Below are 15,250 nucleotides of genomic sequence, written 5' to 3' on the forward strand. Positions count from 1 at the left end.
GATATGCTTTATCTATGTTGTGTCAAAAAATTAGAAACGTGGTTCCACCAATGTGTTGTTATCAGCAATAGAGCCACACCCTAAAACCTAGGAGATGATAGCAATGGCTTTAGTCGTAAATAGTAATATCGCATCTTTAAATGCGCAACGTAATTTGGGCGGATCGACCAACGATTTGCAAACTAACTTTGAGCGTTTATCTTCTGGTAAACGAATCAATAGTGCGAAAGATGATGCTGCTGGTTTGCAAATATCCAGTCGTCTGACCGCGCAAATCAATGGTTTAAATCAGGCTGCACGTAATGCCAATGATGGTATTTCATTATCACAAACCGCAGAAGGGGCATTGGATGAATATACTAATGCCTTGCAACGAATGAGAACACTGTCGGTACAGTCATTAAATGGCTCTAATAGTGATGCAGATAGGAAGGCGCTTGATGCTGAATTTACCGAGTTGGAAACAGAGCTAACACGTATTTCTACTGATACTGGCTTTGCTGGTGAAAAACTATTAAATGGTAGTTATACATCTAAGTTCTTCCAAGTGGGAGCAGATGCGGGTCAAAAAATAGAAGTGAGTATTGGTCAAAACTTCGCTGCAGCATCAACGATATCAACCGTCGGTATTTCTGCCGCGAGCCAAGCTTCACGGGCACTAGTAAAAATTGATAGTGCTTTAGCATTAGTCACCAGTACACGAGCTGATTTAGGTGCTAAGCAAAACCGTTTTGCATCTGTTATTAGAAGTAATGATAATACTGCGCAGAACTTATCAGCTTCACGCTCGCGTATTGAGGATACCGACTATGCATCAGAAAGTGCGCAGCTTGCCAGAAGTACAGTACTACAACAAGCATCAAGCTCTATGTTAGCGCAAGCTAATCAGCAGCCGCAAATAGCCTTGTCTTTATTGCAGTAATCATTTCGTCGTAAAGTACAAAGCCATATTTTTAAAAGCCTCCTCGGAGGCTTTTAACTGTTCTGAGGAAATACTTTTATTAAGTTTTAAACTTGTAAAATAATTTTAATAATAAAAAACTAGTAAATACAATGGATTATTTCTTTTTTTTTGTAATATGAAAAAAAAACTCAAAAAAAACTAAAGTTAAATAGCTGTGGTCCGATAAAGGTTTCAAGAAGCATTTATCAATTATGATTAACCGCTTCGCCAATTAACAACTTTGAAGGGCAATTAGCCCAGGAGCATCACCATGGCTTTAGTCGTAAATAGTAATGTCGCATCATTGAACTCACAACGTCAATTAGCTAGTTCAACCAATAGCTTGTCAACCAACTTTGAGCGTTTATCATCAGGTAAGCGTATCAATAGTGCTAAAGATGATGCTGCTGGTCTACAAATTTCAAGTCGTTTAACAGCACAGATTAATGGCTTAAACCAAGCTTCACGTAACGCTAACGACGGCATTTCTCTAGCGCAAACCGCTGAGGGTGCATTAGATGAGTATACTAATACATTACAACGTATGCGTACTTTATCAGTGCAATCGTTGAACGGTTCAAACAGTAACGCTGACCGTACAGCACTAAACTCTGAGTTTTCTGAATTAGAATTAGAATTGACACGTATCTCAACGGATACAGGCTTTGCCGGCGAGAAGTTGTTAAATGGTTCTTACACAGGCAAATTCTTCCAAGTAGGTGCTGATGCCGGTCAACGTATTGAAATTAGTATTGGTAAGAACTTTGCTGCTAACTCTGTACTCTCTACAATAGGCATTTCAGCAGCAAGTATGGCATCAAGAGCGTTAGGCAAAATAGATACAGCATTAGCGTCAATTAACAGCACACGTGCCGACTTAGGTGCTAAGCAAAACCGTTTTGCGTCAGTTGTTCGTAGTAATGAGAATACCTCTCAAAACCTTTCAGCATCACGTTCACGTATCGAAGATACTGATTATGCCGCAGAAAGTGCTGCGTTAGCACGTAGTACAGTTCTACAGCAGGCATCTAGCTCAATGTTAGCTCAAGCAAATCAACAACCACAAATTGCGCTATCACTACTATAATAAGTACTGTAGTGTTATTGAAAGTGAAATGGCACTCAAGTTGAGTGTCATTTTTGTTTTTATATCTATAATTTGGAGGTTTGTATGAGTACGCAAATTAATGCAACACAAAGCAGCTTTGCAAATCAAGCAACGGAGTTTAACGCTACTAGGAAAAATAAACCACAGCCGATGGTTGATGAAGCATTAAATAAAGTTACTAAAGAAGCTGAGCTTGATGAAACTAAAGTGAAGCAAGTTAAAGAACCGCAAGAAATAAACAGTAAGTATCTAAATAGTGAAGAGTCATTAAGTGAGCAAAATGAGCCGTTAGTTATTGATGAAGCACTTGAGTTAATCGCTGACTTTATGCAACTATCATCTCGAAATATTAATTTTCAACAAGATGATGCCAGTGATAAAACCGTGATCAAATTTTTTGATGCTGAAAGTAAAGAGTTGATCAAGCAGTTTCCTTCAGAAGAGGTCTTAGAAATTGCGCAAAAAATTGTTGCACTTAGACAAGATGTTGGAGAGAAAACTGGCATATTTCTTGAAGAAAAAGTTTAATAGTAAGTAACCAGGAGGTCTAATGAATATTACATCGGCAGGTATTGGTTCTGGACTCGATCTAGAATCAATTATAACGGCATTTGTTACTGCAGAGTCTGTACCCACAGAGGTGAGACTGCAAAATAAAGAAGACCGAATTACGTCAGAACTTTCTGGTTTAGGCACTTTTAAATCAGCGTTGTCTTCATTTCAAAGTGTGGTAGATAAATTAAAGACTGTTGATGATTTTAACGAACAAGTTATTAATGTCGGAAATGACGATATTTCTATTACCACTAATGGCTTTGCTAGCAATGGTGCTTTTGAAATAAGCGTAATTCAGCTTGCAGAAGCAACACGTATTCAAACGCCAGATTTTGCAAGTGCGAGCACAACAGTTGCTGCTGGTACATTAACATTCGGTGCTGGTTCTGACTCATTTGATGTCGCTATTGATGCCACTGACGACCTATCTACGATTCGTGATAAAATAAATGCTCAAACTGACAACTTTGGTGTTACTGCATCTTTAGTCAATAGTGATTCAGGTACTTATTTAAGCTATACCTCTAATACTACAGGTACGGCTAATGAACTTTCAGTCACTACTGCTGATTCAGCGCTTGACAATTTAGCCACTAACGCTACTACAACCAGAAATGCTAAAGACGCTATCATTGAAATTGATGGTGCAGGTAATACTGTTACGAGCTCTAGTAACGAATTTAAAAACACCATTGAAGATGTCACCATTGTTGCTAATAAGGTCAGCACATCAGGCGCTGCAACGTTAAATATTTCTCAAAACACCGAAATAGCCACAGATTTGGTGAATGAATTTGTTGCTGCCTACAATACCTTGTCAGATAGTTTAGATGTTTTATCATCACCTAAATTTGGTAAGTTGGCATTTGACTCAGACTTGCGCTCTATGAAAGGCCAGCTCAATGATATTTTAACAAACTCTGTTACAAGTATGGCAGGTGGAAATGTTCAGTCATTGATTGATATTGGTGTAGGCTTTAATAAACTTGGTAAGTTAGAAATATCGACAGTTGGTATTGGCACACTAGACAGTGGCGTAGAAACATTAAATAAAAGAGTTACAAATGACTTAGATGAACTTGGCCAGCTTTTTGCTTCATCAGATGGTATCGTCAGTCAATTGACATCGTTAATAGATAACTATAACGATAGTGACGGCGCGTTGACAAAAAGGCAAACGGATCTAAGTGATGATTTATCTAGCATTTCAGATGAATACGATAACTTGGAAACACGTTTAAGAGATTACGAAGATACATTAAGAAAACGTTTTTCTTTTCTTGATTCGACCGTTGCAGGTTATAACGCAACAGCGAGCTTTCTTACATCAGCATTAAAATCATCATCGGATGATTAAAGCGACTTCGTAACACATAAGCAATAGCAGGAGTAAAGTGATGAGACAAAATTTAAAAGCTTATAAACAGGTTAATGTAAACAGCAGTTTATTAGAATCAAACCCGCATCAAATTATTTTGATGATGTTTGATGGCATGCTGCAAGGTATTGCCGTAGCTAAAGGTGCTATTGAACGTAAAGATCTCGAATTAAAATCTCAGTCTCTGACAAAGGCAATCAATATCTTAGAAGCATTACGCCAGTCACTTGATTTTGACAATCAACCTGAAATTTCAAAAAACTTTGACGTTATGTACAGCTATTGCATTGATAGGCTCGCAGATATTAGTATTTCTTTAGATGTTGACGCATTTTCAGAAGTTGTTGATATGTTAAAGCCCCTTCGAGATGCATGGTTTGCTATGCCCGAGTCAGGTAAGCAAGAAGGGTTATCCTTACTTGCGGAAAAAAATAAGCTTGCTGAAGGCGCATAATGTGTCGTTTGACGATTTAACAAGTAAAATAAACACTTTATCGGCGCAAGTTGAAGCATTAATTTTAGCAAACAATGAAGAGCAATGTTCTGAGCTATTAGAACAGCGCCTCGCGTTATTGCAAGAGCTTGATTTATTAATGAATAACGATAAATCTATGTTGGATCAATATCACGAATTTCTACTAAGTATTCAGCATAGAGATCGCCATGCTGTTGAGATGGTTAACGCTAGCCAAAATAAAATTCTTTTAGATGGTAGCCATCAAAAAAAGCGTACTAATGCTTTGAATGCCTATCAAAAATTTAGCGAGTGATTACATTAAATTAAATCAATGATATTATTAATAAACTTACTAAATTTTTAGGTTTATAGTTATGCTGAAAAAGCGAGTGTTAGTTACTGGAGCAGATGGTTTTATTGGCTCTCATCTTGTTGAGTTGTTGTTAGTTAATAATTATCAAGTTACCGCATTGGCACAATATAATTCATTTAACTCCTGGGGTTGGCTAGATAGTATTTCAGCACATCCAGACTTAACAGTGGTTAGTGGCGATGTTCGTGATCCACACTTTTGTCAAAAAATTAGCCAAAATATTGATGTGATATTTCATTTAGCGGCGCTAATTGCAATTCCTTATTCTTATAGCGCTCCACAAAGTTATGTTGAAACTAACATTAGTGGCACTTTAAATTTGTGTCAGGCAGCAGTAGACAATCAAGTCAGTCGCTTCGTACACACATCGACAAGTGAAGTTTACGGTACGGCTCAATATGTGCCAATTGATGAGAAGCATCCACTACAAGCTCAATCACCATATAGCGCTTCCAAAATTGGTGCTGACGCGATGGCGATGAGTTTTTATAATGCTTTTGACTTACCCCTAAGTATCGCTCGACCATTTAACACTTATGGCCCTAGGCAATCAGCCCGTGCAATTATTCCAACCATTATTAGTCAAATAGCTAACGGTGAAAAAAAAATAAAATTAGGCGATTTAACACCAACGCGTGATTTTAATTATGTCGCTGATACTTGTCGTGGTTTTTTGGCCATCGCCGAAAGTGAGCAAGCGATTGGTGAAGTAATTAATATTGGTTCAAACTTCGAAATTAGCATGGCAGATACCTTAAATTTAATTAAAGAAATTATGCACAGCGATGTCGAATTTGTTACTGATATGCAAAGAATTCGACCTGAAAAATCAGAAGTTTTTCGTCTTTGGTGTGACAATAATAAAATAATAGACTTAACAGGCTTTACACCAAAGTTTTCAATCAAAGAAGGCCTGACTGAAACGGTTAATTGGTTTTTAAAGCCTGATAATCTAAAGCAATACAAACACAATATTTATAATGTCTAAACTGTGATTTGAGGCAAGATAAGATGAGGAATATTGCAGTTTTTACTGGTACTCGTGCTGAATATAGTTTGTTGTTCTTTTTATTAAAACTCTTGGAAAATGATGAAGATATTAACTTACAGCTTTTTGTCGGGGGCAGTCATTTATCGTATAAGTTCGGTCATACCGTTGATCAAATCATACTGGATGGCTTTGAGATAACGCAAAAACTCGATTTTCTTTTACCCTCAGAAGACGAGAATACGGTGGCAAAGTCTTTAGCATTAGCAATAACTACCGCATCCGATGCTATTGTTGAGCACTCGCCAGAAGCGATCGTTTTATTAGGTGATCGGTATGAGGCATTAGGAGTTGCTCAGGCTGCTATGTTAAATAGAGTACCTATTGTGCACATTCACGGTGGAGAAGTCACAGAAGGTGCCTATGATGACGCGATAAGGCATGCAATTAGCAAATTATCTCATATTCACTTCACTGCTACTGAAGTTTATCGACAAAGAGTAATTCAGCTTGGAGAAAACCCAGAGCATGTCTTTAATGTTGGTGCGCCAGGCATTGACAGCATTAAACAGCTGAGCTTATTGAGTCGTGAAGAGTTGAGTACACAATTGGCTAATAGGTTGGTAAAACCTTATTTTTTAGTGACATACCATCCTGTAACACTATCAAAAAACGGTGCTGTTGATGGCTTGAAACACTTGTTACTAGCGCTGGAGCACTTCAAAGAATTTCAAATAATCATCACATATCCGAATGCTGATCATTTTGGTAATGAAATTATTGAATGCTTAAATCGTTATGCCAAACAACATCAAGAGCGAGTGGTATTAGTGAAAAGTTTAGGGCAATTGCGTTACCTTTCAGCGATAAAACATGCCGCAGCTGTGGTGGGTAATACTTCGAGTGGGCTTATAGAAGTTCCTTCGTTCAACGTACCTACCGTTAATATTGGTAATCGACAAAAAGGTCGTATCGCTGGCGCAAGTGTTATTCATTGTGAGGATAATTTTGAAGCTATTTTATATGCGATAAAAAAGGCCATTTCAAGCGGTTTCAAAAATGCGATTGCCTCAACGTCCAATCCGTATGGTCATGGCGGCTCTTCACAGGCTATATACAGCAAAATAAAGACTACTAAGTTTGACGGTATTATCCATAAAAAATTTTTTGATCTTTCTTTTTAATAAACTAATCATACTTGTCTAAAGAGGTTCATGTGAGTTCGACATTAATTATTGCAGAAGCAGGTGTTAATCATAATGGCCAGCTAGACCTTGCATACCAACTTGTCGATGCAGCTGTTAAAGCCGGTGTCGATATCATAAAATTTCAAACCTTTAAGGCCGAAAATCTTGTAACGCGAGAAGCTGAGCAAGCAGATTATCAAAAAATTAACACCGATATAGTGGAGTCACAATACACTATGTTGAAAAAACTTGAGTTAACCTTTGATGAGCACTTGTTAGTGCACGATTATTGCCAACGTCAAGGTATTGCCTATTTATCTACAGCATTTGACGCCCAAAGCTTAGAATTTTTAATACAAGATATAGACTTAGCGATATTAAAAATACCGTCAGGTGAATTAACTAATACGCCTTTACTTCTTGAGCATGCCTATACTGGGCGACGTTTAATTGTTTCAACTGGCATGGCCACTTTAGCTGATATTAAGTTAGCACTAGGTGTGATAGCTTTTGGTTTTTTGAATCGCACAGATAAAACGAGTGAGCCAAGCTTAGCGGCATTTAGTGCTGCGTATGACAGCGCTGCAGGGAAAAAGCTACTAGCAGAAAATGTGTCGCTTTTGCACTGCACTACAGAATATCCTGCGCCAATAGAGGAAGTTAACCTGAACGCTATGGCACTGATGCATGATGAATTTTCTTTACCTATTGGTTATTCAGATCACACAAAAGGGATATTAATTCCTGCTATAGCGGTGGCAAAAGGCGCTGTTATTATTGAGAAGCATTTTACTTTGAGTCGAAATATGCAGGGGCCTGATCATAAAGCGTCTTTAGAGCCAGAAGAATTAGAGCAGATGGTAAAAGATATAAGGCAGGTGGAGCTAGCACTTGGTCGTAAAGTTAAAGCACCTACCATTAGCGAGCAAAAAAACATTGTGGTTGCTCGCAAAAGCATTGTAGCAAGCCAGTCGATTAAACAAGGCGAATACTATAGTGTTGATAATTTGACGGTATTAAGGCCTGGAGGTGGCATCTCGCCAGTTAATTATTTTAATTTATTGGGTACTCAAGCGAATAAAGATTATGATTCAGGTGAGTTAATTACATTGTAGAGAGTTAATTGGCTCAAAAATTGTATTGAATTATTATAAATGTAAACAAGCCCGTCAATAATCGCTTTGATAGTGCGAGTAAATTATATGTGGAGCAAAGCATGGGACATAAATGGCAGGATATCTTGGTATCGCCCACAACGTCTATGGAAGAAACGATTACAGTTATAGACAAAGGCGCACTAAAACTTGCGTTAGTTGTCAATAATGATAATCAACTACTTGGTGTGGTGACAGATGGTGATATTAGACGAGCGCTAATAAAGCATCTTAGTATGGATTCCGAGATCCAGTTGGTTATGCATACCACTCCATTGATAGCGCCGCCAGACACTTCGCGTACTAAATTGCTTAATATGATGAACGCAAAAGGGCTTACGGCTATCCCAATTGTAAAAAATTCTCGAGTAATTGGTTTAGAAACTTTACAGAAAGTTATGGATGCCAAACGTTACGATAACCCTGTATTTTTAATGGCAGGTGGCTTTGGTACTCGGCTAAAACCTTTGACAGATAACTGCCCTAAGCCACTATTAAAATTGGGTGACAAGCCGATACTGGAAACTATTCTAGAGAACTTTATTAGCTGTGGATTCCACCAATTCTATATCTCAACGCACTATATGCCTGAAGCAATACGCTTGCACTTTGGTGATGGTGAAAAGTGGAATGTTGATATTCACTATGTTCATGAAGATACACCTTTAGGTACTGGCGGAAGCCTTGGTTTACTGCCAAATAACTTACCTGATTTGCCTATTATTATGATGAATGGTGATGTACTCACTAAAATAGATTTTGAACAACTTCTAGAGTACCACAATCAACACCAGCCACTTTGTACTATGTGTGTTAGAGAAGATGAATACCAGGTACCTTATGGGGTGGTTGAGGCAGATGAGAGTCGTATCATAAGTTTAGTAGAAAAACCTATCCATAAGTATTTCATTAATGCTGGGGTTTATGTCGTTAGCCGACAGTTGGCCAACACAGTGAGCGAAAATCAGCGAGTTGATATGACAGACTTAATCGAAACAGCGATTACTAATGATCACTATATAGCCATGTTCCCTGTGCATGAATATTGGTTAGATATTGGTAAAATGGTTGATTTTTATCAGGCACAAAAGGACGTAATGCAAGGTGGGCGTTTTGATGGCGGAAACTAGTGATATGAAGCCTGGACAGAAGCAAGGTTCACGAATTTTAGCGATTATTCCTGCGCGTGCAGGTAGTAAAAGGTTACCGGGTAAAAATAGTAAATTATTATGCAGTAAGCCTTTGATTCAATGGACTATTGAAGCAGCAAAGCAATCGACACACTTGACTGATATTCTAGTCAGCACTGATAGCGAAGAAATTGCCTGTATTGCACAAAAATGCGGGCTAGCAGTGCCTTTTATGCGACCAGAAGTTTATGCGGGCGACAAATCAACGGCTATCGATGTGATTGAACATGTTGTTAGCCACCTACGTCAAGAGCGTAAACATTATGATTATATTCTTTGGTTGCAACCCACTTCACCACTAAGGACAAATGATGATATTGATGGTGCGGTAGAGTTTCTAATGGCAAAGAATGCTGATGCTGTAGTGAGTGTCTGCGAATGTGATCACTCCCCATTATGGAGTAATACACTTGACGCTGAGCAGAGTATGGAAAACTTTTTGGATCCATTTGTTAAAAATAACCCACGCAGTCAGGCCTTACCTGAATACTATCGGTTGAATGGCGCTATATACATAGCTCGAACAGAAAGATTGTTAGAGGAAAAAAGTTTCTTTTTAGAACGCAATATTTTTGCTTATAAGATGGCTAAAGAATCATCGGTAGATATCGACAGTGCCTTGGACTTCAAGCTTGCTGAATTACTATTAGCTGAACGCTAAAGTAAATAGACTCATACTAAATTTAGCTTTACCACTTTAAACATAACGACAATACTTTTACTTTTGTCTTGATGAAAAGTCTTGTCGTTAATAACGTTAATAACGTTAATAATTTATTATTTATTGCGTTGTATCTTTTCCATATATACTTTTGCTCTGACATGTTCATTATCTTGTGCCAGTACCATCTCAAAGGCTAATTTTGCCGCTTCTGATGCACCATTTTCGAAGTAAAAAACGCCTAAATTACACCACATAAAAATATCACCGGGGTGGCTTTGTAGAAAGTCAGTATAGCATGCGGTTGCTGCTTCTTTATCACCCAACAGCAAGAGTAATTTTGCATATTGAGGAATATAGATATTGGCGATGCTTGTTAAGTGTTTAAGGCAAGCTTTAGCTAAGTCATAATTTTCTAATTTAAATGCAATACTGGCAATTTGTTGCAATTCATCTTCAAGGATTTCTTCATCGGGTAATTGTTCAAAATACGCTAAAGCTTGAGGTTCATCTTTAGTCGCCGTAAAAAAATAAGCTAAACATAAATGATATAAAGATGTTGCTTCTTGGTTAGTTTGCGTAAGTAACTTTAAACTTTGCGCTAAGGTTTGCAGAGCCGCAATATTTTTTTGATGAAAAAGCGTGATAACTTTTCGCCTAACACCGTATAGTGACGCTTCTTTTTTGGTTCGCTCTAAATGGCGAGTATTCTCATTTGCTATTATGTCATTAAACTGCTGCTCAAATGAGCTGAACTTTGCTCGTAAATCATCTGACAATGTTTCTTTTTGTATAGCCTGCTTAGTTAACCAGTTTTTGGCGCGACCCACGTTGTTATCTTGTTGCCACTGCTCAAGTAATGCCGCAATATTTGGTTTTGCTTTTTGCTCTTCAATACGACTTAATATTCTGCTACGCGTACTATCTAAATGGAAGAGCAAAGTTGAGCAAGTATCAATATATGCTTGATAATATAACTGCCCTGTCTGCTCTAGTTTTTCATCAGACCATTCGGCTGAAGAATTTGTTTGTGCAGATTTAATAAACTTGTCAATGCCAAAGTTTTTCACAAACTTTGCTGCTCTCTTATATTTAGTATTTAACTGCTGCTCAATTTTGTCCATGATGACTTTGTGTTTAAAGTTATCACTTTCTTTACCTTTGTCTTTAAACAGTTGTTCATTCGCTTGCAGAGCATCTTGCGCAAGTAAACTGATTTTTTTCACGTGCGCTAATATTTTTTCCACTTGCTTAAGCACAACATTATAATCTTGAGTAATGACATTGTTGGCTTTTTCTGGAATTAATTGATTGATTTTACCTTTAAAGTTGCACTGCTCATCAACAAAGCTTAGCGCCTCGGTTGGTATGTAATTAATATTATCAACTTTTGCGGCATTAGCTGATAAGTTATAAATATCGGTATTGTTGTTTTTTGCTCTTAATGCCTCAATAGCTAACCCTTCAGCAGCTTGTTCAAAAACAATTAAGGTTTCAACTGTCTTTGCACTGTATGTTTCTACCCACTTACCAGATTGCCCAAGTGTCGGTCCTATTTTTGCTTCATTACTTCCTGATGCATGGGTAACACCTTTATCTGAAAAACACAGATCAACACCGGATAGCAAAATATTGCTAAACCCCATATCAATAGCAACTTTTAGTGCGGTATTTGTAACGGTTGGCCCGCATGACATTAAGTTCTGATCATCATCCTTAACATCCCAAGGATATCGACGGTCCATGTAAACACTTTTGCCAGGCCATTGCCCAAGCAACAAAGGTGTGACGTTATTACTATGAATAAAAAGGACTGTATTAGGAAAAAGTAATTGTTCTTTAGAGACGTCAAAACTTATTTCAAAAGGATCAACAGAAACTACAATGTCAGGTGTAATGCCCACTTGTAATAGTTTTTTTGCGATGCGAGATACGGCCATAATAACCACATGTTGATGGTTCTGCTTTAGCCACTCAATATTCTCATCTAATGAAGGTCCGCCAGCGAGTAATACACAAGTTTCAGTGGTGAACTGACCTTTAAGCGTACTAGCAGGAGTATTATTCTCACAAATGTTTGTTAACTGTGTACTCATAAAAGGCGACACAGCGAGTGCGGCACGTGTAAAAAAACGCAAGCTTTCAAAACTCTGCTCAAACGACAGAATAGCGCTAGTGTAATCAGGCAAGAAAGAGTCAATTGCAGCTAAAGATTTAATAAACTGACAATTATCTTTAAATAAATATAGTTCTATACCAAATACTGCAGCTTGATCTTGCCAGTCATCTATTGCGCAGATGGCAATATGTTCGGGCAAGTCATCAAGGTCAATTTTACGTCCAAGTGACTGAAGTATTTGGGGTAATTCGATAAACAGGTAGCGAGTGTCGTCAGGTAGAGGCTGTTGTAATATATAATTAAATAACAAACCTGAATCAGTACCTAAAATAATATAAAAGCTATGTTCTTTTTCTAGCTTATCTTTATAAAGCCTTTTATATACAGATGCAGATGGTTCTTTATTAAAGCTGTTACGGTTAACCGTATATAAATACTCTTCATTAAATGAAGACGTTAAAAAACTTTCATTTACGTCCATGGTACTCTCTTACTTAACGGCAATTGGCTCAACATTCACAACAGGTATTGCTAATGGGCCGGATACTCTTAGTGGCTTTAAATTAAAGGTAACTTTTGGCGCTGCCAACGGAGTAGTTAATGCTTGTGCATTACCCCAATGTTGTTCAGATTGCGCTAATAACCTAAGATCTTTTAAATAAACAATTTGCTGTAAGCCTAATAATTGCAAGGCAGAAAACTCATGTGAAATAACGGCAGTGATCTTACTTGCATCACCCAAATCCATAATGTAAGCCTCTAAATCACCACTATATTGTTCTAAAATAGAGTCTTTATATTGATAATACCATTCTGATCCTGGATACGGCGTTGCAAAATGTGGTTTAGCGGTAATACCAAGTTTTTTTATGGCTGTTATTGTGTTTCTAACACTTTCAAAGCTTTCTTCTGGAAAACCGATAATTATATTAGGGATTGGTTTTATACCTGACTCTAAACATGTCGCAATACTATTGAAATTTTTTCTCGCGTTTGAGCCTTTACCTAAATTTTTCAAAATATTGGGATCGAAAGATTCTAGACCATAGACAAGGTGAGTACAGCCAGCTTCATGCATCAATTTTAATGTTGCTGGACGATGAAGGCCTGCGTGACTTGTACCATTCCAATGTACGCCTCGACAGTTTTCATCGTGCTCAATACCCTGTGCTCGACAAGTTGGTTGTAAACCAGCCTCAATCCACTTAGCACAAAGCTCTTTTAACCATGTTCCTTTACTTGCTACATCCATTGTCATTAAGTTTTCGTCAATAAAAGCTGCAAAGTCAATGTCATAGGTTTCATGTAAATGCTTCACCATGCTAACAATATAGTCAGGGCTGTGATATCGAATATTACGACCATAGGTAAAAACTACATCATTGTCGCCATCGTCATTAGGCTCTATCAACATGTCGCCTGTTGTGCCAAGGTGCCAGCAATATTTGCAGGTTAAACCACAGCCGAAGCTACCATTAATATCCATTCTACGCTTAGAGGTGAATGATTCTTCGCTAAATAATGAGGCAGAGTTTTCGAAATAAATATCGAGAGGAAATAACTCCCATGCAGGCCAAGGGAGCTGGTCTAAATCGTGAATATTGGGTCTGACATTGGTTAAATGTGACTTTCCTGTCGTATCACGGTAAATTACTCCAAGTATTTTTGAAAAATCTTTGTCATTATTATCAAGGCTTTTTAGTACTTCTGGAAAAGTGACAAAAGACTCTCCAATGCAGCCAACATCCAGCTCAGGAACCCAGCTGAAAATCTCATGTGGCATGCTAGTTAAGAAGCCACCACCAGCAATGATTGTTGCCTTAGGACTGGCCTTGCGAATTAATTTACAGGCTTGTTTTATATAATTGTATGACGTTGTTAAACCACCGATGCAAATGGCGTCCCACTCATCTGCTTGACAGACTTCTGAGATGGTCTCAATGGGTAAGCGCCAAGCATTAGCATCATAAACCTGTACTAAATGACCTTCTTTCATGGCAATCGCAGATAGCAGTGCTATACCGTATGGAATATGCCGTGGTACATCTTCTTCGCGAACTGTGGGGTTAATGAATAAAATTTTAGCCATTTTGAATGTACCTAAGTCATGAATTCGTTAAGGGTTTTGCAAGGTAAATTATCATCAAACAATGTGCCTGATTCTGTGCAGTTGAAAGTTTCACCGTTTGCTTGTTCTAAAAGTTGCAGAAAGTTATGTCGATACCAAAAGTAAGTTGGGTCGGTATAAAAAACCTCACCAGTTAATGGAAAAGTAAACTTTGGAAATAATGCTTCAAGTTCCTCTCTAGAGTTAACAAACTCTAATAACTCATAATAAGTTTGGGTCATCTCTATCGGTGTCTCGAGATGATAACCCAAGTCCATGCCAGTTAAAGCAATACGGGGTGTTTTCAGTATAGCATTGGCGAATACCCAAGCGGCCGTGCCAACATTTCCACCAGTATTCATGCAAGGGTATTTATTAATCTTGTATATTTCTCGGGTTAAACTGTTTTCTTGTTTAGGATCATCGACGATAGGGTTCCACCAGTACAGTTTAAAGCCGGCTTCTTGTACTCTCTTTACTACGTTTTTTGGTGCTGATGAGCAAATAATAAGTTTTATTTTTGATGCATGCTTATTAATCAGCTCGATATTTTCTTCATTTTCTTTGATGGAGTTATTTCTAAAATTCACATCAAGATCTTGTCGGCTAAAGTAATCATCATTACGTGTGTTTTCAATAAAGTCATCATCACCAAACCAGCGGATCATTCTAGTGGGGTGTGGGTCAAGCGTTAAAACATAATCAGGAATTATCCCGCTTTTTAAACATTTTACTAAAGAGCCATCTATAGCGACAATTGTGCCTTGATAATTGGACTCTTTGATTTTTTTTAGCACCCCTTGTTTGTGTAAACTGGGTCCTGCACTTACAATAATGGCCTCTTGTTGCTTAGCTATATCAAGTGAAGGTAAATCTTTTAGGCTATTTTTAGCATATGGTGCATTGTATTTAGCGTTAATAAGTAAGTCACTTGAATGCCAAGCCTTACCTATATCGGTTATTTGAGATACAACCTGCTTAAAAGATTCGCTGAAATTTTTATCTTGCATCGTATTACCTAAGTTTAAAA

At 37.8% G+C, this 15,250-nt stretch carries 14 protein-coding genes; 11 read left to right on the plus strand and 3 right to left on the minus strand.

Annotated elements, in window-relative coordinates:
- Positions 1-103: 103 nt before the first annotated feature.
- The 11 genes from B0169_RS12510 to B0169_RS12560 all read left to right on the plus strand — a co-directional run bounded on the left by B0169_RS12510 (position 104) and on the right by B0169_RS12560 (position 9,994).
- Positions 104-922: a flagellin N-terminal helical domain-containing protein gene (locus B0169_RS12510; RefSeq protein ID WP_077286319.1), complete on the plus strand. Its 819-nt coding sequence runs from the start codon at positions 104-106 to the stop codon at positions 920-922.
- A gap of 292 nt (positions 923-1,214) precedes the next feature.
- Positions 1,215-2,030 carry a flagellin N-terminal helical domain-containing protein gene (locus tag B0169_RS12515; protein WP_077286320.1) on the plus strand — a complete coding sequence of 272 codons (816 nt, stop codon included), beginning with the start codon at positions 1,215-1,217 and terminating at the stop codon, positions 2,028-2,030.
- 84 nt (positions 2,031-2,114) lie between these two features.
- Positions 2,115-2,579 (plus strand): flagellar protein FlaG, encoded by a 465-nt coding sequence (locus B0169_RS12520; protein WP_077286321.1) that lies wholly within the window; start codon positions 2,115-2,117, stop codon positions 2,577-2,579.
- 22 nt (positions 2,580-2,601) lie between these two features.
- Positions 2,602-3,963: a flagellar filament capping protein FliD gene (gene fliD / locus B0169_RS12525; protein WP_077286322.1), complete on the plus strand. Its 1,362-nt coding sequence runs from the start codon at positions 2,602-2,604 to the stop codon at positions 3,961-3,963.
- A gap of 40 nt (positions 3,964-4,003) precedes the next feature.
- Positions 4,004-4,438 (plus strand): flagellar export chaperone FliS, encoded by a 435-nt coding sequence (gene fliS, locus B0169_RS12530; protein ID WP_077286323.1) that lies wholly within the window; start codon positions 4,004-4,006, stop codon positions 4,436-4,438.
- A 1-nt stretch (position 4,439) separates the two neighbouring features.
- Entirely contained in the window at positions 4,440-4,754 is a 315-nt protein-coding gene (locus B0169_RS12535) for a hypothetical protein (RefSeq protein ID WP_077286324.1), read from the plus strand.
- Between the two features lie 61 nt (positions 4,755-4,815).
- A complete protein-coding gene (locus B0169_RS12540; RefSeq protein WP_077286325.1) occupies positions 4,816-5,802 on the plus strand; it encodes an NAD-dependent 4,6-dehydratase LegB in 987 nt (328 codons plus the stop codon).
- 23 nt (positions 5,803-5,825) lie between these two features.
- A complete protein-coding gene (neuC, locus tag B0169_RS12545; RefSeq protein WP_077286326.1) occupies positions 5,826-6,986 on the plus strand; it encodes a UDP-N-acetylglucosamine 2-epimerase in 1,161 nt (386 codons plus the stop codon).
- Positions 6,987-7,018: 32 nt separating this feature from the next.
- A complete protein-coding gene (neuB, locus tag B0169_RS12550; RefSeq protein WP_077286327.1) occupies positions 7,019-8,104 on the plus strand; it encodes an N-acetylneuraminate synthase in 1,086 nt (361 codons plus the stop codon).
- Positions 8,105-8,205: 101 nt separating this feature from the next.
- Complete coding sequence (locus B0169_RS12555; RefSeq protein WP_077286328.1) at positions 8,206-9,273, plus strand: nucleotidyltransferase family protein; 1,068 nt, start codon at positions 8,206-8,208, stop codon at positions 9,271-9,273.
- Positions 9,260-9,994, plus strand: a complete 735-nt coding sequence (locus B0169_RS12560) for an acylneuraminate cytidylyltransferase family protein (protein WP_235838566.1) — start codon at positions 9,260-9,262, stop codon at positions 9,992-9,994. Before B0169_RS12555 ends, B0169_RS12560 begins: the two co-directional genes overlap by 14 nt.
- 116 nt (positions 9,995-10,110) lie before the next feature.
- Here the strand turns inward: B0169_RS12560 and B0169_RS12565 are convergent, their stop codons facing one another.
- The 3 genes from B0169_RS12565 to B0169_RS12575 are packed head-to-tail and all read right to left on the minus strand — an operon-like array spanning position 10,111 to position 15,230.
- Positions 10,111-12,594, minus strand: coding sequence for a 6-hydroxymethylpterin diphosphokinase MptE-like protein (locus tag B0169_RS12565; RefSeq protein ID WP_077286329.1), 2,484 nt, complete (start codon positions 12,592-12,594; stop codon positions 10,111-10,113).
- 9 nt (positions 12,595-12,603) lie between these two features.
- Positions 12,604-14,202: a B12-binding domain-containing radical SAM protein gene (locus B0169_RS12570; RefSeq protein WP_077286330.1), complete on the minus strand. Its 1,599-nt coding sequence runs from the start codon at positions 14,200-14,202 to the stop codon at positions 12,604-12,606.
- A gap of 11 nt (positions 14,203-14,213) precedes the next feature.
- A complete protein-coding gene (locus tag B0169_RS12575; protein WP_077286331.1) occupies positions 14,214-15,230 on the minus strand; it encodes a 6-hydroxymethylpterin diphosphokinase MptE-like protein in 1,017 nt (338 codons plus the stop codon).
- Positions 15,231-15,250 lie beyond the last annotated feature (20 nt).

The organism is Cognaticolwellia aestuarii (assembly GCF_002000025.1).
Classification (GTDB): Bacteria; Pseudomonadota; Gammaproteobacteria; order Enterobacterales; family Alteromonadaceae; genus Cognaticolwellia; species Cognaticolwellia aestuarii.